This window comes from Amphibiibacter pelophylacis (assembly GCF_037688875.1).
Lineage (GTDB): Bacteria > Pseudomonadota > Gammaproteobacteria > Burkholderiales > Burkholderiaceae_C > Amphibiibacter > Amphibiibacter pelophylacis.
The window spans coordinates 12,214-31,916 of sequence record NZ_JAWDIE010000015.1; the positions used below are offsets into that span (position 1 = coordinate 12,214).

Consider the following 19,703-nt stretch of genomic DNA (forward strand, 5'->3'; position numbering starts at 1 on the left):
GGCGAACCCAGCGGTGCACAATCTGAGACAGCCTGAGAAACTGTCGTCAAGTAATTGAAAAGCCTCGTGTTTATCACGGGGCTTTTTTTATGTCTGACCGGTCTGCTGACGATAGGGCCGTGCGCTTCGGGCCCTGTACAGCCTCGCTGGTCAGCGTGCACACCCGGGGTGATCCGAAAAAAATTGCACTTTGACCTACGGTTTTCCACTCATGGGCCGATAACAGTCTGAATCTGTCAGGTCTTCAGGGCTTTTTCTGCCTTCCTCGCGCTCGCGCGACGTGCGAAAGTGCCCCGTCGGCCGATGACCCATCTTGGCCCTGCCGTGTCCGGCGGAGCGTCTGTCTGTCCCTTCGCGCCATCAAGAGAGAAGATCATGAGCGAAATCTGCAAAGTCCCCACCATCAGCCTGAAAGCAGTCCAGGCGGCGGCCAGTGCCCCGGTGGTGCATCATCATGGCTTCAGTCCCAAGGGCGCGAAACTGGCCAAGGCCAAACGGGTGTCGCACGGCGGGCGCAAGAAAACCCAGCCCGTGGTGGTAGATGACGTCTGCGAGGTGCCGCCACTGCCCATGGCGGCGGCTGCCGTTCATCCGGACGTTGCGGCCAAACTGCCGCCGCTACCGGTCGAGCACCTGGCTGTCGCGCCCGCGAAAGGCGATGGCTCGCTGGACGATGTGCTGACCGCGCTGAACAAAGGCGACGCCGATGCCGCCACCGCTGCAGGTCTGCGGGGCGATCCGGGCGGCAGCGCCGACGGCGGTCTGGACGAAGGCCTGCGCGTCGCGCGGGTGGTTGAAAGCGCCCAGACGCCGCTGCCCGGCCAGACGCCGCTGAGCACGGCCGTGCCCGTGGTCGATCTGCCCGTGGGGCAGGGACCCGTCACGGTCCCGACAGGCGCCGGCGAGGCTGTTGTGCCGCCGCCGGCTGCACCCGTTCAGGGCACCGCTTTCGTTGACCTGGCCGACACCGCCACCAGCGACACGGGTGTGAGCGAGACCGACAATCTGACGCGCAACACCCGTCCCGTGCTGGAGGGCGAAGGCTCACCCGGCGGCACGGTGCTGGTCACCGTCACTTTCGACGTCAACGGCGTGCCGCAGAACGTGGTTTACAAGGCTGCCGTGGATGCCGAGGGCCGCTGGTCCATCCCCATGGACAGCCAGGGGGCCGAATCCGGCACGCTGCCCGCGGGCGGCCTGCCCGATGGCGCGGTGGACCTGAAAGTGGTCTCCTTCGATGCCAGCGGCCAGCCGGCCGTGGACGAAAACGGCAATCCGCTGGAAGCTTATAACGGCTTCACCGTGGATACCGTGGCGCCTGTGATCAGCCTGACCCTGGACCCGGGCAGTAACCCGGATCAGCCCACGATACTGGTCAGCGTCACCGACAGTGGCCGTGCCCTGCCGGGTGAAACCGTGGATGTGCAGCTCACCGACGCAGCGGGCCGGACGTGGACCTACCAGGTCACCGTCGGCGCTGACGGCAAAGGCGTGCTGGATCTGTCCACGCAGGCGCCCGTGGGCGGCGATCGCCCCGATCTGGCCCCTGGCGATTACCAGCTGACGCCCGAAACCGCCAGCGTCCAGGACGCGGCGGGCAACGAGGCGACGACGCAGGTGCTGACCATCGAGCGCGCGCCCGTGGTCGAGCCCGAAGGCGTCAGCGGCAGCCAGGGCCAGACGCAAGCCGAGGGCGATCCGCTGGTCTACACCATCAATCTGAGCAACCCCTCGCCCCGGCCGACGGTGCTGGATTTCGCCGTGGGCCAGCCCGGCGACACCGCCGATGGCCTGGATTACAGCGGCAACATCAGCTTCAGCAACGGCGTCACGCGCAACCCGGACGGCAGCATCACCGTGCCGCCGGGCGTCACGTCCTTCACCGTCACGGTGCCGACGCTGGCCGACAACGTCAGCGAAAACAGCGAGACTTTGACCCTGGTGGTCGGCAACCAGTCGGTGACCGGCACCATCACCGACACCACAGGCGCGCCCACCGTCGCCATTTCCGGCCCGGTCGATGTGAACGAGGCCGCTGGCACGATCACCTATACGATCAAGCTGAGCAACCCGGCGAGCACCGACGTGTCGGTGAAGTACGCGACCGCCGATGGCACGGCCAAAGCCGGTTCCGACTTCGAAGCCGCCAGCGGCACCGTCAGCTTCAAACCGGGCGAGACGGAAAAAACCGTCACCGTCAAGATCACCAATGACGCTGTGTTCGAGGGCGCGGAGGATTATTCCGTCAAGCTCTCCGAGCCCGTCGGCGCGACGATCACGACGGGCAGCGTCACCACGACCATCAAGGACGACGGCACGGGCGAGATGCCCAATGGCGGAACTCCGTCTGATGATCGCCCCGTCATCGCGGCGATCAACAACGCGACCGTCGCGGAAGGCCAGAACCTGGACTTCACCGTCCAGCTCAGCCAGACCAGCACCACGGCCACGACCGTGACGCTGACGCCGCAATCCGGCACGGCCGACATCACCAAGGACGTGGGCCCGGCGCAGGTCAGTTTCGACGGCGGCAAGACGTTTACGGCATTGACGGGCACGACTGTGTCCGTCCCGGCAGGGGCTGAGAGCTTCGTCGTCCGCTACGCGGCGCTCAAGGACAACATCTCCGAGCAGTCCGAGACCTTCACGCTCACCGCCAAGGCGCCGCAGGGCGATGCGCTTGTCGGCACCGGCACGATCACCGACGCCACGGGCGTCCCGACCGTCGCCATCTCGGGCCCGGCCGTGGTCAACGAAGCTGCGGGGACGATCACCTACACCGTCAAGCTGAGCAACCCTGCCAGCACCGACGTCTCCGTCAAGTACGCGACCGCCGATGACACGGCCAAAGCGGGCTCCGACTTCGAAGCCGCCAGCGGCACCGTCAGCTTCAAACCGGGCGAGACCGAGAAGACGGTCACCGTCAAGATCACCAACGATGCGGTGTTCGAGGGCGCGGAAGATTACTCGGTCAAGCTCTCCGAACCGGTCGGCGCGACGATCACGACGGGCAGCGTCACCACGACCATCAAGGACGACGGCACGGGCGAGATGCCCAACGGCGGAACTCCGTCCGATGATCGCCCCGTCATCGCGGCGATCAACAACGCGACGGTGGCCGAAGGGCAGAACCTGGACTTCACCGTCCAGCTGAGCCACTCCAGCACGACGCCGACCGTGGTCACGCTGACTCCGGCGTCTGGCACGGCCGACATCACGAAGGACGTGGGTCCGGCGCAGGTCAGTTTTGACGGCGGCAAGACGTTCACGGCGGTGACGGGCACGACCGTATCCGTCCCGGCAGGGGCTGAGAGCTTCGTCGTGCGCTACGCGGCGCTGAAGGACAACATCTCCGAGCAGTCCGAGACCTTCACGCTCACCGCCAAAGCGCCGCAGGGCGAGGCGGTCGTCGGCACAGGCACGATCACCGACGCTACGGGCGTCCCGACCGTCGCCATCTCCGGCCCGGCCGTGGTCAACGAGGCCGCAGGCACGATCACCTACACCGTCAAGCTGAGCAACCCGGCGAGCACTGACGTGACCGTCAAGTACGCCACCGCTGACGGCACGGCCAAAGCAGGCAGCGACTTCGAAGCCACCAGCGGCACGGTCAGCTTCAAACCGGGCGAGACCGAGAAGACGGTCACCGTCAAGATCACCAACGATGCGGTGTTCGAGGGCGCGGAGGATTATTCCGTCAAGCTCTCCGAACCGGTGGGTGCGACGATCACGACGGGTTCGGTCACGACCACGATCCGCGACGACGGCACGGGCGACATGCCCAACGGCGGAACTCCGTCCGACGACCGGCCCGTCATCGCGGCGATCAACAACGCGACGGCGGCCGAAGGCGGCAATATCGACTTCACCGTCAAGCTCAGCCAGACCAGCACCACGGCAACGACCGTGACGCTGACGCCGCAATCGGGCAGCGCGGACATCACCAAAGATGTCGGCCCGGCGCAGGTCAGTTTCGACGGCGGCAAGACGTTTACGGCCGTCAGCGGCAGCACGGTCAGCGTGCCTGCGGGCAGCGACAGCTTTGTCGTGCGCTACGCGGCGCTGAAGGACAACATCTCCGAGCAGTCCGAGACCTTCACGCTCACCGCCAAAGCGCCGCAGGGCGACGCGGTCGTCGGCACAGGCACCATCACTGACGCCACAGGCGTCCCGACCGTCGCCATCTCCGGCCCGGCCGTGGTCAACGAAGCTGCGGGCACCATCACCTACACCGTCAAGCTGAGCAACCCGGCGAGCACAGACGTGTCGGTGAAGTACGCCACGGCAGACGGCACGGCCAAAGCGGGCTCCGACTTCGAAGCCGCCAGCGGCACCGTCAGCTTCAAGCCGGGCGAGACCGAGAAAACCGTCACGGTGAAGATCACCAACGATGCCGTGTTTGAGGGTGCGGAAGATTATTCCGTCAAGCTCTCCGAGCCCGTCGGAGCGACGATCACGACCGGCAGCGTCACCACGACCATCAAGGACGACGGCACGGGCGAGATGCCCAACGGCGGAACTCCGTCCGACGACCGGCCCGTCATTGCGGCGATCAACAACGCGACGGTGGCTGAAGGCGCCAATATCGACTTCACCGTCAAGCTCAGCCAGACCAGTACGACGGCCACGACCGTGACGCTGACACCGCAATCGGGTAGCGCCGACATCACTAAGGACGTGGGCCCGGCGCAGGTCAGCTTCGACGGCGGCAAGACGTTCACGGCAGTGACGGGCACGACGGTGTCCGTCCCGGCAGGTGCGGACAGCTTCGTCGTGCGCTACGCGGCGCTGAAGGACAACATCTCCGAGCAGTCCGAGACCTTCACGATCACCGCCAAAGCGCCGCAGGGTGAAGCGGTCGTCGGCACAGCCACCATCACCGACGCCACGGGCGTCCCGACCGTCGCCATCTCTGGCCCGGCCGTGGTCAACGAGGCGGCAGGTACGATCACCTACACCGTCAAGCTGAGCAACCCCGCCAGCACCGATGTGTCGGTGAAGTACGCGACCGCCGACGGCACGGCCAAAGCGGGTTCCGATTTCGAAGCCGCTAGCGGCACCGTCAGCTTCACGCCCGGCGAGACCGAGAAAACCGTCACGGTGAAGATCACCAACGATGCCGTGTTTGAGGGTGCGGAAGATTATTCCGTCAAGCTCTCCGAGCCCGTCGGAGCGACGATCACGACCGGCAGCGTCACCACGACCATCAAGGACGACGGCACGGGCGAGATGCCCAACGGCGGAACTCCGTCCGACGACCGGCCTGTCATCGCGGCCATCAACAACGCGACCGTCGCGGAAGGCCAGAACCTGGACTTCACCGTCCAGCTGAGCCACTCCAGCACGACGCCGACCGTGGTCACGCTGACTCCGGCGTCTGGCACGGCCGACATCACGAAGGACGTGGGCCCAGCGCAGGTCAGCTTCGACGGTGGCAAGACGTTCACGGCCGTCAGCGGCAGCACGGTCAGCGTGCCTGCGGGTGCGGACAGCTTCGTTGTGCGCTACGCCAGCATCAACGATGGCCTGAAAGAGCCCACGGAAAGCTTCACCCTCAGCGCCAAAACCGCGCTGGGTGCGGCCGTGACCGGCACGGGCACCATCACGGACAACGACGGTGCTGCCGTGCCGCTGCAGAATCTGGGCACGGTCATCGAGGAGGCCAGCAACGGCATCATCACGGGCCAGAGCACCACCGCGGGCAATTCGGGTTCGCTGCAGATTGATTTCGGCCAGCTCTTCAACGCCGATCCGGGCGTGCCTGTGGTCGAGGGCAGACTGTCGGCCGACAGCAGCATCAATGCGGCCTCCGCCCCGGCCAGCGCCTTTGTGGCGCAGACCGCGCAGGGCACCTACGGCACCTTCACGCTGCAGGCCAGTGGCGCCTGGAAGTACGAGCTGAACAACGCGCTGCCCGCCACGCAGGCCCTGAAAAACGGTGACGCGCCGCTGGAAACCTTCAAGGTCATGGACGGCTACGGCAACGAACGCACCGTCACCGTCACCGTGGAAGGCCGCGACGATGCACCCAACACCACCACCGATTACAGCTACCTGCTGCCCACCGACGGCACCTGGGTGCCCACCATCGGAACCACGACGGCAGGCAATGCCCTGGCCAACGACAGCGATGTCGAAGGCGACAAGCTCACCGTGGTCGGCCTGCGCAACACGCAGCTCAAGGAGGGCCAGGTTGGCACGGCGCTGGAAGGCGCTTTCGGCAAGCTGACCATCCAGGCCGACGGCAGCTACACCTACGAGCTGCAGCGCACGCCCAATCTGGACGAGAACGGCCGCCCGACCTCGCCGGAAACCTTCACCTACATCGTCTCGGACGGCCAGAAGGACACCGAAGAGCAGATCATCATCAGCTTCGACCATATGGCGCAGGCGCGCGATCCGGCCTTCGCCAGCCTGGCGCCGCAGCTGAGCATCAGCGGCCCGGCGTCGGTCAACGAAGCCGCTGGCACCGTGAGCTACACCGTGCAGCTGACCAAACCCGCGACCGGCCCAGTCAGCGTGAGCTACACCACGCAGGATGGCACCGCCAAAGCGGGCAGCGATTTCACCGCCAGCAGCGGCACGCTGACCTTCCAGCCGGGCGAGACCAGCAAGACGGTTACCGTGAAAATCCTGCCCGATCAGGTTTTTGAAGGTGCCGAGACCTACAGTCTGAAGCTGTCAGGCGCTACCGGAGCCGCGCTGGCGGTGGCGACGGTCAGCACCACGGTTCATGACGATGGCACGGGCTGGGTTCCCGAAGGCGTGACGCCGGTCAACCAGTCGCCCACGGTGCTGGCGATCAGCGACGCGCAGGCGCCCGAAGGCCAGAACCTGGACTTCACCGTGCGCCTGAGCGCCACCAGCACCACGCCGACGCAGGTCAGCCTGGGCGTGACGGCTGGCAGCGCCAGCGGGGACGACCTGGGCGCGGCCAGCGTCAGTTTCGATGGCGGCAAGACCTTTGTGCCGGTCAGCAACGGTGCGGTCAGCGTCCCGGCGGGTGTGGGCAGTTTTGTGGTGCGCTACGTCAGCGTGGACGACCTGGCCAAAGAGGGCAGTGAAACCTTCCGCCTGCACGCGCAGACCAGCGCGATGGATCAGCCGCTGTCGGCCACCGGCACCATCCAGGCCAGCGATGGCCAGGCGCTGGCGCCGCAGCTGCTGGGTGAAGCCGTCGAGGCCGCCAACGTGGCGGCGGACAGCGGCTCGACCACCACGACCGGCCTCTCAGGCACCACGCAGATCAGCATCAACTTCGACACGATCAGCTCGGCCATGGGCGTGGACCACCTCAGCGGCACACTGGCACCGGACAGCAGCGTCCAGGGCGCAGGCGTCGCCAGCGGCTTTGTCGCGGCCACGCTGAACGGCCAGTATGGCGTCTTCACGCTGGATGCCCAGGGCCACTGGAACTATCAGCTGGACAACGCCCGCATGAGCACGCAGGCGCTGGCGCAGGACCAGATGGCCCGGGAATCGTTCACCGTCACCGACGCCAACGGGCAGGCCCGCCAGGTGCTGGTCGATGTGCGCGGCACCAACGACGTGCCTTTCACCACGGCCGATCACATCATCCTGGCCGACGCCGACGGCGGTGTGCCGCAGCCCGGGGCGACGGTCCAGGGCAGCGTGCTGGCCAACGATTACGATGCCGATGGCGGCCATCTCAGCGTCACGGGCATCGCCCAGACGCAGTCCATGGCGGGCGAACTGGGCGCCCCGCTGCATGGCGCTTACGGGGATCTGGTCATCGGGGCCGATGGGCAGTTCAGCTACACGCTGAAAACCCCGCCCAATGCCGGTGCGCTGACCGACACCTTCAGCTACACCGTGTCAGACGGGCAGGGCGGCAGCACCACCGAGCAGCTGGTCATCCATCTGGGCGATCCGGCGCAGACCAGCCCGGACGGCTTCGCGCTGACCGTGCCGGTCGAATACGGCGACCAGAACCTGTTCGGCACCGAAGGCATCCAGGATGTCTTCCAGTGGCAGCTCGCCGACGTGGGCGCCACCGGCATGCCGTATCAGGATCAGGTCCAGCATTTCGACCTGCGCCCGGCGGACGAGAAGGGCGATGTGCTGGACCTGGCCGATCTGCTGCCCACCGGCGCCAGCGCAACCACGCTGGACGCCTACCTGAACTTCGAGCAGGTCGGTGGCGACACGGTGATCCACGTCAGCAAGGATGGCGCCTTCACGGGCAGCCACGCCGGGGTGACGGGCGACGAGGCCAACGCGCTGTCCAACCAGAACATCGTGCTCAAGGATGTCAACCTGTACCAGCACTTCGGTGTGAGCAGCGATGCCAGCACCGAGCTGATCCAGACGCTGCTGCAGCAGGGCAAGCTGCACATCCACGACTGATCAGGAGGGTTCAGCACTCGATGATGTTCACCGCCAGACCGCCGCGCGACGTTTCCTTGTACTTGACCTTCATGTCGCGCCCGGTCTGCATCATCGTTTTGATGACCTGATCGAGCGATACCACGTGCTGGCCATCGCCCTGCAGCGCCATGCGCGCGGCGTTGATGGCCTTGATCGCACCCATGGCGTTGCGCTCGATGCAGGGAATCTGCACCTGGCCCCCGACCGGGTCGCAGGTCATGCCCAGGTTGTGCTCCATGCCGATCTCGGCGGCGTTCTCGACCTGGTCGGGCGTGCCGCCCAGCACGGCGCACAGTGCACCTGCGGCCATCGAGCAGGCCACGCCGACCTCGCCCTGGCAGCCGACTTCGGCGCCGCTGATGCTGGCGTTCTCTTTGTAAAGCGCGCCAATGGCGCCTGCGGTCAGCAGGAAATCGACAATCCCCGCGTCGCTGGCGCCCGCAACAAAGCGCACGTAATAGTGCAGCACCGCCGGGATCACACCGGCCGCGCCATTGGTCGGCGCGGTCACGATGCGCCCGCCTGCGGCGTTTTCCTCGTTGACCGCCATGGCGAACAGGTTGACCCAGTCCAGCAGCGCCAGCGGATCGGGCGCCGCGCCGCTGGCCAGCTGCTGCGACAGCGTGCGGTGCAGCGCGGGCGCGCGGCGGCGCACACGCATGGGACCGGGCAGCTCGCCCGTCTGCACGCAGCCGCGCTCGACCGCTGCGGACATGGCCTGCCACAGCCGCAGCAGCCCGGCGCGCACCTCGGCCTGCGGTCGCTGGCTGCACTCGTTGCGCAGCATGACTCCGGCGATGCCGGTCCCGGCCTCACGACAGCGCGCCAGCAGCTCGGCGCCGCTGTGAAAGGGCAGGGGCACCTGGTCGATGAAGGGCACTTCCGGCCCGCCCCCGACCACGCGCTGGCCCCGGCAGTTGATGACGAAACCGCCGCCAATCGAGTAATACTCTTTCTTCTGGATCAGCGCGCCCGCATCGTCCAGCGCCGAAAAGCGCAGGCCGTTGCTGTGCAGCGGCAGCAGCTCGCGCCGGTGGAAAATCAGCCCGGTTTTTTCCTGAAACGGCACGCGGTGCTGGCCCAAAAGGCGCAGTGTCTGTTCCTGGCGCAGGGTGGCCAGTTCGGTGGGGATTGTTTCCGGATCAATCTGGTCGGGCAGGTGGCCCTGCAGGCCCAGCAGCACGGCCGTGTCGGTGCCGTGGCCCCGGCCCGTGGCGGACAGCGAACCGAACAGCTCGACCTTCACCGCCCGAACACCGGCCAGGCGGCCGGTCTCGTGCAGCCGCGATGCAAAACGCTGCGCCGCAATCATCGGCCCGACCGTGTGCGAGCTGGAGGGCCCGATGCCGATCTTGAACAGGTCAAACACGCTGATGAACATGGCGGCACTCCCGGGGCGGTTGCAGTGCGGCCAGCATAACCGGCCGCATCACCTCCCGCCGGCCATCGCCCAGCAAAAAGCCCCAGCGATCTCGCGCAGGGGCTTGGTGGTGCCGGTGGATGCCGGGGTGTTCTGGTGGGAACTGAGAGATTCGAACTCTCGACCTACGGATTAAGAGTCCGCTGCTCTACCAGCTGAGCTAAGTTCCCGGATCTTGTGCGGCCCGCACGCGACCTTCAGTGTGCGCTTTGGGCGAGGCGCGCATTGTGGTGCTCGGGCCTTGCACTGTCAAGCCACGGAGCAAGGGGGTGATGGGTTGTCCGGCGCGGTTCAGGGCCGGATCTGCGCCAGCTGCCAGGCGTCTTCCTGCCACTCGGCCAGACGGCGGGCCAGCACATGCGAGCCCGTGGCCGCCAGAGTGGGCGGCTGCGGGGCCTCGGCGGGCAGGCTGGCGCCGCCCAGCCAGGCGCTGATCCGGGCCAGCGTGGCGCGCACCAGCTCGGCTTCGGGGCCGCTGAAGTGCGTGCGCTGGCGCCGCACCAGCGACAGGCGCAGCGCGGCCACGTGCGACAGCATCAGATAGCTGAGCTTGGCCATATTCTGCAGATCGCTGACGGGCACGCCCGCGTGTTCGGGCTCGGTGCTCATGCGCTGCAGGCTGCCGTTGAGCGCGGCGATGCCGTCCAGCACCTGCTTGCGCGCCAGGCGGAAAGCGCCGTCCTCGGTGCCCTCATCCAGCAGCAGCGCCTGCGCGTGGCTGACCAGGCTCAGGGACGCGCTGCGCAGGCGCCGCGCCTGCAGCGGCAGGCTCTGGTACTCCCAGCTGGGCAGCAGCCGCGCGAACACGGTGGCGATGGCTGCGCCCGCCAGGGTGTCGAACACGCGCGCCCAGATGGCGGTGTCGCTGCCCGCGCCGCCCATCAGGTGCAGCAGGATCAGCACCTGGAAGGACGCCGCCGCCGCCGTCACCTGATAGCGGATCTGCACAAAGGACAGCGCCACCGTCGCGCCCAGGAAAACCAGCACCATCAGCACCGGCGGGGAGTGGATCAGGTGCAGCGTCAGCGCGGCCAGCAGGCAGCCGATCAGCGTGCCACGCAGGCGGTGGCGGCGGCGCTCGTGCGTGACGCTGAACGAGGGCTTGAGAATCACCAGCACCGTCAGAATCATCCAGGCGCCGTGGCCTGACTCGGGCAGCAGGGCCGCCAGCGCCATGGCCGTGCCGGTGGCGGCCGTGAGGCGCACGGCGTAGCGCAGCCAGGGCGATCCGGCGTGGAACTGGCTCAGCAGCAGCGCGGGCTGCCAGGGCTCGTGGCGCACAAAGGCCTGCGCGTTGGCCAGCGTGGCATCGGCCGGGCTGGACGCCCCCGGCGCCGGGCTGGCCTGACGCTGCACCTGCTGGGCCAGCGGCCGCAGCCGCCGCACCATCTGCTGCACGCGCAGCCAGTGCATGTGCCACAACAGGCGGTCGTCCACACTGCCCTCGGGCGGAACGGGGCCCAGCACCTGCTCCAGCGTGTCCCAGGCGTCCTGCGGGAAGGGCTCGGGCTGGGCGTCGTGTGTCCAGCCCAGGCGCCGCCACAGCGACTGCAGCGGGTGGTGGCGCGCCAGCTCCTGTCCCAAAAAGAGCAGCTGGTTCTCCAGATGGCGGTAAACCAGCGGCAGCGCCAGGCGTGCCGGGGCAGGCAGCTGCCCCATGCGGTCGGCCAGGCGCGGCGTGTCGGTGTGCGTGGCCAGCATGGCCTCGTAAAAATCGATCAGGCGCAGGTGCAGGCGCACCGCCTGGGCCTGGCGGCCGCTGGACGGCTGGCTCAGGATGAGGTCGCGGGCGGTCTGCAGGCGCTCGGTCATCACCATCTGCTGGCGCAGCAGGCGCCCGAATTGGGCCTCGGCGTCGTTGCCCTCGCGGTAAAAACCGGCCTTGATGCGCAGCTCCTGCGCCAGCTCGTAAAGTGCTTCGGCCAGCACCTGCTCCTGCAGGCGGTGGCGGTGCAGCCAGGCCGTGGCCAGACTGTAGAGCGCGTAGGCCGCGCTGCCCGCCACAAAGAGCGCCGCGTGCGACAGCGCCTGGCCCATGTCCAGATGGTGTTCCAGCGTCAGCGTCATGCTCAGCAGCATGGTGAACTGCAGGCCCAGCGTGCGCCGCCCGAAGACCAGCAGCAGGCCCGAGCTGAACACCACCGCCAGGATGACCAGTGGCTGCAGCCAGCGCCCGGCCTCGATGGCGCCGCTGACGCCCACCGACAGCGACACCGCCGAGCACAGCAGCACCGACACCAGCATGTCCTGCGCCTTGTTGCGCCAGGTGCCGGGCGTGTCGGCGAACGAGGCGCACATGGCGCCAAAGGTGATCGTGACCACCGCCTCCAGCGGCAGGACCAGCCAGCCCAGCCAGCCACACAGCAGCACGCCGGTGCTGCGTCGCAGGCCAAAGGCGAAATAGTGGCTGAACCAGAAAGAGCGCCAGTCCAGCGCGTAGGATCGGGGCAGGGCGCCAGTCTTCATCGGCGGCATGATAAGGCATCGCCCTGCGAAACCGGTAAACTCAGCCTTCCGATCCACACCTGCTAAGGCCCGCCCTTGAACACCTCCAGCGCCGGAGCCCCCCTGGCCCCGCACACCTGCGCCCAGGTCGATTACATCCGGCACAACATCCGCACCGTCGCCGACTGGCCCAGCCAGGGCGTGCAGTTCCGCGACATCACGCCGCTGCTGTCCAACCCGCGCGTTTTCCGCGTGCTGATCGACGAATTCGTGCACCGCTACTTCGACGAGCGTCCCGACCTGATCGCGGGCCTGGACGCGCGCGGCTTCATCATCGGCTCGGTGCTGGCTTACGAGCTCAACATCGGCTTCGTGCCCATCCGCAAAAAAGGCAAACTGCCCTACGCGACGGTGGAAGAATCCTACGAGCTGGAATACGGCTCGGCCACGGTCGAAGTCCACACCGACGCCGTCAAACCCGGTCACCGCGTGGTGCTGATCGACGATCTCATTGCCACCGGTGGCACCATGATGGCCGGCAAGCGTCTGGTCGAGCGCCTGGGCGGCGTCATCATCGAAGGCGCTGCCATTGTCGATCTGCCCGAACTCGGCGGCTCGAACAAATTGCGCGCCGCCGGTCTGCCGCTTTATACGCTGGTGGATTTCTCCGGGCACTGATCCCGGTGATTTTGCTTTAGCGCATTCCTTCCCATTTTTCAGCATCCAGCATCCCAAGAAGGCCGACATGAAAGCCGCCGACATCCGCAGCACCTTCCTGAACTTCTTTGCCCAGCGCGGCCACCAGATCGTGGCGTCCAGCCCGGTGATACCCGGCGACGACCCGACGCTGCTGTTCACCAACGCGGGCATGAACCAGTTCAAGGATGTTTTCCTGGGCTTTGACAAGCGCCCTTACAGCCGCGCCACGACCAGCCAGAAGTGCATCCGCGCGGGCGGCAAGCACAATGATCTGGAAAACGTCGGCTACACCGCGCGCCACCACACCTTCTTCGAGATGCTGGGCAATTTCAGCTTCGGTGATTACTTCAAGCGCGACGCGATCACCTTCGCCTGGGAGCTGCTCACCGTCCACTTCGGCCTGCCCAAAGAGAAGCTCTGGGCCACGGTCTACGCCGAGGACGACGAAGCCTACGGCATCTGGAAGGACGTCATCGGCGTGCCGCCCGAGCGCATCGTGCGCATCGGCGACAACAAGGGCGGGCGCTACCTGTCGGACAACTTCTGGATGATGGGCGACACCGGCCCCTGCGGCCCCTGTTCCGAGATTTTCTACGACCACGGCCCGGACGTGGCGGGGGGGCCCCCGGGCAGCCCCGACGAGGACGGCGACCGTTACATCGAAATCTGGAACAACGTGTTCATGCAGTACAACCGCGACGCCAGCGGCACGCTGCACCCGCTGCCCAAGCCCTCGGTCGATACCGGCATGGGCCTGGAGCGCATCGCGGCCGTGCTGCAGCATGTGCATTCCAACTACGAGATCGACCTCTTCCAGAACCTGCTGCGCGCCGCGCAGACCGCCGTGCAGCAGGCGGGCGGGGCGCTGCCGGACATGGATCAGCCTTCGCTGAAGGTGATCGCCGACCACATCCGCGCCTGCAGCTTCATCGTTGCCGACGGTGTAATTCCGGGCAACGCCGGGCGCGGCTACGTGCTGCGCCGCATCGTGCGCCGGGCCATCCGCCACGGCTACAAGCTGGGTGCGCGCCAGCCCTTTTTCCACACTCTGGTCGATGCTCTGGCGCAGGAAATGGGCCAAGCCTACCCGGAGCTGGTGCAGCAGCGCCAGCGCATCCGCGACATTCTGGGCCAGGAGGAAGAGCGCTTCTTCCAGACGCTGGACAAAGGCATCGAGCTGCTGGACGGCGCGCTGGCGCAGGTCCAGCCCGGTCAGGCGCTGGACGGCGAGCTGGCTTTCCGCCTGCACGACACCTACGGCTTCCCGCTGGACCTCACCGCCGACGTCTGCCGCGAGCGTGGCCTGACGGTGGACGAAGCCGCCTTTGACGCCGCGATGGCGCGCCAGCGCGAGCAGGCGCGCGCGGCGGGCAAGTTCAAGATGGCCCAGGGCCTGAGCTTTGACGGCGCGCCCACCACCTTCCACGGCTACACCGCGCTGGAGCGCGAAGGCTGTCGCGTGCTGGGTCTCTTCGTCGATGGCGCGGCGGTGACCGAAGCCCAGCCCGGCGATGATGTCGTCGTCGTGCTGGATCACACGCCCTTTTACGCCGAGAGCGGCGGCCAGGTCGGCGACAGCGGCGAGCTGCGCAGCGCCAGCGTGCGTGTCACGGTGGACGACACGCTCAAAATCAAGAGCGACGTCTGGGGCCACCACGGCCAGCTGGTTGAAGGCCCCCTGCGCGTGGGTGATGTGCTCATCGCCCGCGTGGACGCCGCACAGCGCGCGCGCACCATGCGCCACCACAGCGCCACGCACCTGATGCACAAGGCGCTGCGCGACGTGCTGGGCGATCACGTGCAGCAGAAGGGCTCGCTGGTCAGCCCCGAGCGCACGCGCTTCGATTTCGTGCACAACGCGCCGGTGACGGCGCAGCAGATCCGCCAGATCGAGACCCTGGTGAACGCCCAGATCATCGCCAATGCGGCCACGCAGGTGCGTGAGATGGCAATCGAGGACGCGCAGAAATCCGGCGCCATGATGCTCTTCGGCGAAAAATACGGCGACAGCGTGCGCGTGCTGGACATCGGCGACAGCCGCGAGCTGTGCGGCGGCACGCATGTGGCGCGCACGGGCGACATCGGCTTTTTTACCATCGTCGCCGAGAGCGGTGTGGCGGCCGGGGTGCGCCGCGTCGAGGCGGTGACGGGCGATCTGGCGCTGGCGCAGGTCCAGGCCACTCAGCAGCATCTGGACGAGGCTGCGCAGCTGATGCGCAGCACGCCGTCCGAGCTGGGCGAGCGCCTGCGCGCCAGCCAGGAGCAGTTCCGCGCGCTGGAAAAAGAGCTGGCGCAGCTCAAGAGCCGCCTGGCGCTGTCACAGATGGACAGCCTGCTGGCGCAGGCCAGGGCCGTGGGCGCCGCCCGCGTGCTGGTGGCGCAGGTCGATGGCGTCGATGCTGCCACGCTGAAATCCATGGCCGCACAGCTGCGCGACCGTCTGGCGGGCGCTGACACAGGCGCCGCCGTGCTGCTGGCCAGCACGGACGCGGGCAAAGTGCAGCTGGCCGCCGGGGTCAGCAGCGCCCTGCAGGGCCAGATCAAGGCGGGCGAACTGGCCAGCCACACGGCAGGGCTGCTGGGCGGCAAAGGCGGCGGCAAGCCGGACCTGGCCATGGCGGCGGGCAACGATGTCGCGGCGCTGCCGCAGGTTCTGGCGGGCCTGCCGGCCTGGCTGGGGCAGCGCTGCGGCTGATTCTTTTCTGTTTTTTCTTCCTCACTGAAAGACGCTCATGACGACCATCACCCTGACTTCCGCCTTCCTGCCCGTGCTGACCACGGCGCTGAACAACCTGGATCACTGCCTGGCCAAAGCCCAGGCCAATGCCGCCGCGCGCGGCTTTGACCCCGACGTGCTGGCGGGCGTGCGCCTGGCGCCCGACATGCTGCCGCTGACCGCGCAGGTGCGCATCGCCTGTGACGTCGCCAAGCTGGGCGTGGCCCGTGTGGCGGGCCTGGAGGCCCCCAAGTTTGACGACACCGAGACCACGCTGGCCCAGCTGCGCGAGCGCATCGCCAAAACCCTGGCCTGGCTGGCCACCGTGCCCGCCGGCGCCCTGGATGCCCAGGAAGCCAAAGACATCACCTTCCCCGTGGGGCGCGACAAGACCCGCACCATGCAGGGCGCCGACTACCTGCGCCACTGGGTGCTGCCCAATGTGTTCTTCCACGTCACCACCACCTACGCGCTGCTGCGCCACAACGGCGTTGATCTGGGCAAGATCGATTTTCTGCTGGGAGCTCAGGCGGGGTGATTCTGGGGCGCGGGGGCGTCTGAGCACGCGGGCCGCAGTGGTTCGCTGCGGGCATGGCGCCCGGCTAGCATCTCCTGTGCCAGCTCGCCGATGCGCTCCAGCGCGGCGAATTCAGCTCCGCCCATTTCACCCGCGAATGACAGGCGCAGGCAGTGCCCGAAGCGGTCGCTGGCGCTGAACAGGGCGCCCGGCCCGAAGCCGATCCCTTCGCCCTGGCAGCGCGTGTGCAGCGCCAGGGTGTCCACGCCGGACGGCAGTTCGGCCCACAAGGCGTAGCCTGCGGGCGGATCGCTCACCCGGGTGCCCGCCGGAAAACTGTTCACTACACAGGCCCGGGCGTGCGCCAGCCGAGCACGCATGCGCTCGGACATCTGGCGCACACGCGCCTCGTATCCGCCCTGGCTGAGCACATCGGCCAGCGTGTGCTCAAGAATCACGTTGGTGGGCCCGCCCAGCACGCGCTTGAGCGAGGCCACAGGCGCGTGCCAGCGTCCGGGCTCGACCCAGCCCAGACGCAGCCCGGGCGCCAGCGTTTTCGAGAAACTGCCGCAGACCATCACCAGACCCTCGGTATCGAAGGATTTGGCGGCGCGTCGTCGCTCGTCCCCCACGAGCAGGTCGTTAAAGATCACGTCCTCGATCAGCGGCGTCTGGTGCGCGGACAGCATCTGCACCAGCCGCCGCTTGTCGGCCAGCCGCATCGACGCGCCCAGCGGGTTGGACAGCGCCGGAACCAGCAGCACCGCTTTGACGGGCTGCGTGTCCAGCGCGAGCTGCAGCGCAGGCAGTGAAATGCCGTGGCGCGGATGGGTGGGAATCTCCAGCGCGCGCAGGTGCAGCGCTTCGAGCAGATCCAGAAAGCCAAAGTGGGTGGGCGATTCCAGCGCGACCGTATCACCTGGCCGCGTCACCGCCTGCAGGCACAGGCTGACGGCCTGCGTGCAGCACTGGGTGACCAGGATGCGCGCCGGGTCCAGCGTGCAACCCAGGGCCAGTGCGCGCCGCGCCATCGCTTCGCGCAGCAGCGGCGTGCCGGGGCTGTCGTCGTAGGTGATCAGGCTGCGACGCTGCAGCCGCGTGGCCCGTGCCAGCGCGATGCGCACGCGCTCGCCGTCGTAGAGCCGGGCGTCTTTGGGCGAATAGCCGCCGAAATTCACGCCTGGCCCCGACGCAAGATCCGGATTGCCCGAAATTGTCGCTGTGCGGTGCGGGCGCACCACCGGCACGCTGTGCCGGGGCGGGCGGCTGACGCTGGGCAGCGTGCGGCTTTTCGGGGCGACGAAATAGCCCGCGCGCGGCCGGGCGATGATGCGGTGCCGCTCTTCCAGCCAGCGCAGCGCCTGCACCGCCGTGGACACTGACACCCCGTGCTGCGCCGCCAGTTCGCGCACCGAAGGCAGGCGCTGTCCGGGCCGGAAGGCCTGGTCATCGATCATCCGGGCCACGCCCTGGCCGATGCCGATGTAGCGGGGCGGTGTTTTCGACGGCGTGGCGGGCAGGGGGCTCATGGCGGTGGTTGCGGCGATTCGGTCTGAGGCTGAATTGCCGATTGTGCCGTGAGGACGTCGCCTGTGGTTATTGCAGTGCAGCGCCCAGCCGGTACAGATGGCCGCAAGTCGTACCAGTACAGAGCGGGTTTGCGCCGCCCTGTACGGGCGCACAAGCCGCGCCGCTGTGGCTGGCGCGCGGGGCGGCGTGTTCCTACAGTGGGATCACCCTGAAAGGAGTCCCTGATGAAGTTCTTCCGCACCCCCGCCCACGCCCAGCTCCACCCCGAAGTCAGTCTGGCCGCTGGCCAGGTCCTGAGCCTGACGCTGCACCAACCCCGCATCCTGACGGCCACGCAGGGCCGGCTGTGGGTGACGGTTAGCCAGGACGGACGCGACCATTTCCTCCATGCGGGAAAGCAGCTGTGCCTTGGCCTCGGCCGGGTGGTGATCGAGGCCGATGCCGGGCCTGCGCGCTGGGGGTGGTTGGAGATGCAGCAGCAGGCTGAGGCAGCCCGGCATTCTTCGCCAGTGGTACGCCTGCGCAGGGCTCTGGGATGATTCCCGGACGATAATCCTTGGCATTTTCGTCCGTACTTTCGCAGTGGTGAATAATGTATTCTTGCTTCTCCTGTATCGATCCTGAAAGGGCCGGATCATGACGGCTACCGCAACACTGTCCAGCAAGTTTCAGATCTCCATCCCTAAAGCCGTGCGCGAAGAGCAGCAGTGGCACGTCGGGCAGGAGTTTGTTTTTATTCCCAAAGGGGAAGGTGTGCTGCTGATGCCTGTGCCCGAACTGAGCCAGCTGGCCGGTCTGGCGCAGGGCGCCTGCAGGGACGATTACCGCGAGCGCAAGGACCGCTACTGATGGGCGCTGCGCTGTGCGTGGTGGACACTTCGGCCTGGATTGAATGGCTCACTGGAACCGAGCTCGGACAGCGGCTCGGGCCGTATTTCCCGGATAGATCGCAGAGCATTGTTCCCACCATCGTGCAGCTGGAACTGTCCAAGTGGCTGGTGCGCGAGCTCGGCGAAGGCCCTGCAGATCAGGTCATGGCTTACACCCTGAAATGCCAAGTGCGCGCACTGGATACGCCGATTGCCCTGCTGGCCGCTGAACTGCACCGCGCGCATCGCCTGGCCACGGCGGATGCCGTCGTCTACGCCACAGCCCGCTCGGCAAAAGCAGAGCTCCTGACTTGCGATGCGCATTTTGAGGGACTGCCCGGGGTGATGCTCTTTGCCAAACAGGTCTGATCCCCTGAGCCCATCGTCCCCCTCAGGCACAATCCGCCCATGAATACCTCCATCGATCCCAACCTGCTGCCCGTTTATGTCGTCATTGCGGTGACTGTGCTGATCACCTGGTGGGGCTGGCGCGACCGGGATTTCATCAACCGCTACTGCTTTCACGTGGGCGCGATCCGCCATGGCGGGCAGTGGGCGCGGCTGCTGGTGTCGGGCTTTCTGCATGCCGATCTGGCGCACCTGCTCTTCAACATGATCACGCTGTATTTTTTCGGCGGGCTCACTGTGAAGGTGTTTGGCGTGCAGGGCTTTGCGGCCATGTACCTGGGGTCGCTGCTGCTGGCCAATGTGCTGACGCTGGCGCTGTACTGGAAGCGCACCAGCTACGCCGCGCTGGGGGCCAGCGGGGCAGTGTCGGGGGTGCTGTTTGCCACGCTGGCGCTGTTCCCGCACATCGGGATCTATCTGTTTTTTGTGCCGATTCCGGTGGCTGGCTGGGTTTTTGCCGTGCTCTACATGGCCTACACGATATTTGCCATCCTGCGCCCCGAGTACGGCGGCAACATCGGCCACGCCGCTCATCTGGGCGGTGCGTTGACGGGAGTGGCCATGGCTGCGGCGCTGCAGCCGCAGCAGGCGGGCGAGAACCTGCCTTATATCGGCCTGATGCTGGTGCCCGTGGCGGTGCTGGCGGTGGTGCTGTGGCGCAGGCGCTGAGGCCGTAGCGCAGACGCAAAAGCCGGGCTGAGCCTGTTGTCC

At 67.1% G+C, this 19,703-nt stretch carries 11 protein-coding genes and 1 tRNA gene; 8 read left to right on the forward strand and 4 right to left on the reverse strand.

All coding sequences use genetic code 11. The annotated features are described in order from the left end of the window. Nucleotides 1–375: 375 nt before the first annotated feature. On the forward strand, nucleotides 376–8,367 hold the full coding sequence (locus RV045_RS10075; RefSeq protein ID WP_423235656.1) for a Calx-beta domain-containing protein: 7,992 nt from the start codon (nucleotides 376–378) through the stop codon (nucleotides 8,365–8,367). 10 nt (nucleotides 8,368–8,377) lie between these two features. Here the strand turns inward: RV045_RS10075 and RV045_RS10080 are convergent, their stop codons facing one another. The 3 genes from RV045_RS10080 to RV045_RS10090 form a co-directional block, all read right to left on the reverse strand. Beyond that, on the reverse strand, nucleotides 8,378–9,769 hold the full coding sequence (locus tag RV045_RS10080) for an L-serine ammonia-lyase (RefSeq protein WP_423235657.1): 1,392 nt from the start codon (nucleotides 9,767–9,769) through the stop codon (nucleotides 8,378–8,380). A gap of 133 nt (nucleotides 9,770–9,902) precedes the next feature. Continuing rightward, a tRNA-Lys gene (locus RV045_RS10085) sits at nucleotides 9,903–9,978 on the reverse strand. 121 nt (nucleotides 9,979–10,099) lie between these two features. After that, nucleotides 10,100–12,283, reverse strand: a complete 2,184-nt coding sequence (locus RV045_RS10090; protein WP_423235658.1) for an FUSC family protein — start codon at nucleotides 12,281–12,283, stop codon at nucleotides 10,100–10,102. A 93-nt stretch (nucleotides 12,284–12,376) separates the two neighbouring features. Here RV045_RS10090 and RV045_RS10095 point away from each other — a divergent pair, with 93 nt between their 5' ends. The 3 genes from RV045_RS10095 (at nucleotide 12,377) to RV045_RS10105 (ending at nucleotide 16,206) form a co-directional block, all read left to right on the forward strand. Next, a complete protein-coding gene (locus RV045_RS10095; RefSeq protein WP_423235718.1) occupies nucleotides 12,377–12,931 on the forward strand; it encodes an adenine phosphoribosyltransferase in 555 nt (184 codons plus the stop codon). 67 nt (nucleotides 12,932–12,998) lie between these two features. Next, on the forward strand, nucleotides 12,999–15,647 hold the full coding sequence (alaS, locus tag RV045_RS10100; RefSeq protein ID WP_423235659.1) for an alanine--tRNA ligase: 2,649 nt from the start codon (nucleotides 12,999–13,001) through the stop codon (nucleotides 15,645–15,647). Nucleotides 15,648–15,684: 37 nt separating this feature from the next. Continuing rightward, complete coding sequence (locus RV045_RS10105; RefSeq protein ID WP_423235660.1) at nucleotides 15,685–16,206, forward strand: DUF1993 domain-containing protein; 522 nt, start codon at nucleotides 15,685–15,687, stop codon at nucleotides 16,204–16,206. On the opposite strand, the gene RV045_RS10110 is transcribed toward RV045_RS10105, so the two are convergent. After that, nucleotides 16,194–17,714, reverse strand: a complete 1,521-nt coding sequence (locus RV045_RS10110) for an aminotransferase-like domain-containing protein (protein WP_423235661.1) — start codon at nucleotides 17,712–17,714, stop codon at nucleotides 16,194–16,196. The genes RV045_RS10105 and RV045_RS10110 overlap by 13 nt on opposite strands. A gap of 225 nt (nucleotides 17,715–17,939) precedes the next feature. Here RV045_RS10110 and RV045_RS10115 point away from each other — a divergent pair, with 225 nt between their 5' ends. The 4 genes from RV045_RS10115 to RV045_RS10130 all read left to right on the forward strand — a co-directional run bounded on the left by RV045_RS10115 (nucleotide 17,940) and on the right by RV045_RS10130 (nucleotide 19,661). Then, nucleotides 17,940–18,254 carry a DUF2917 domain-containing protein gene (locus RV045_RS10115; RefSeq protein ID WP_423235662.1) on the forward strand — a complete coding sequence of 105 codons (315 nt, stop codon included), beginning with the start codon at nucleotides 17,940–17,942 and terminating at the stop codon, nucleotides 18,252–18,254. Between the two features lie 97 nt (nucleotides 18,255–18,351). Further along, the gene (locus tag RV045_RS10120) at nucleotides 18,352–18,564 is read left to right on the forward strand and encodes an AbrB/MazE/SpoVT family DNA-binding domain-containing protein (RefSeq protein WP_423235663.1); all 213 of its coding nucleotides are present in this window, start codon (nucleotides 18,352–18,354) and stop codon (nucleotides 18,562–18,564) included. Then, nucleotides 18,564–18,953, forward strand: coding sequence for a type II toxin-antitoxin system VapC family toxin (locus RV045_RS10125; RefSeq protein WP_423235664.1), 390 nt, complete (start codon nucleotides 18,564–18,566; stop codon nucleotides 18,951–18,953). The genes RV045_RS10120 and RV045_RS10125 overlap by 1 nt, the downstream gene beginning before the upstream one ends. Nucleotides 18,954–18,992: 39 nt before the next feature. Beyond that, nucleotides 18,993–19,661 carry a rhomboid family intramembrane serine protease gene (locus RV045_RS10130; RefSeq protein ID WP_423235665.1) on the forward strand — a complete coding sequence of 223 codons (669 nt, stop codon included), beginning with the start codon at nucleotides 18,993–18,995 and terminating at the stop codon, nucleotides 19,659–19,661. The last annotated feature ends 42 nt before the right edge of the window (nucleotides 19,662–19,703 follow it).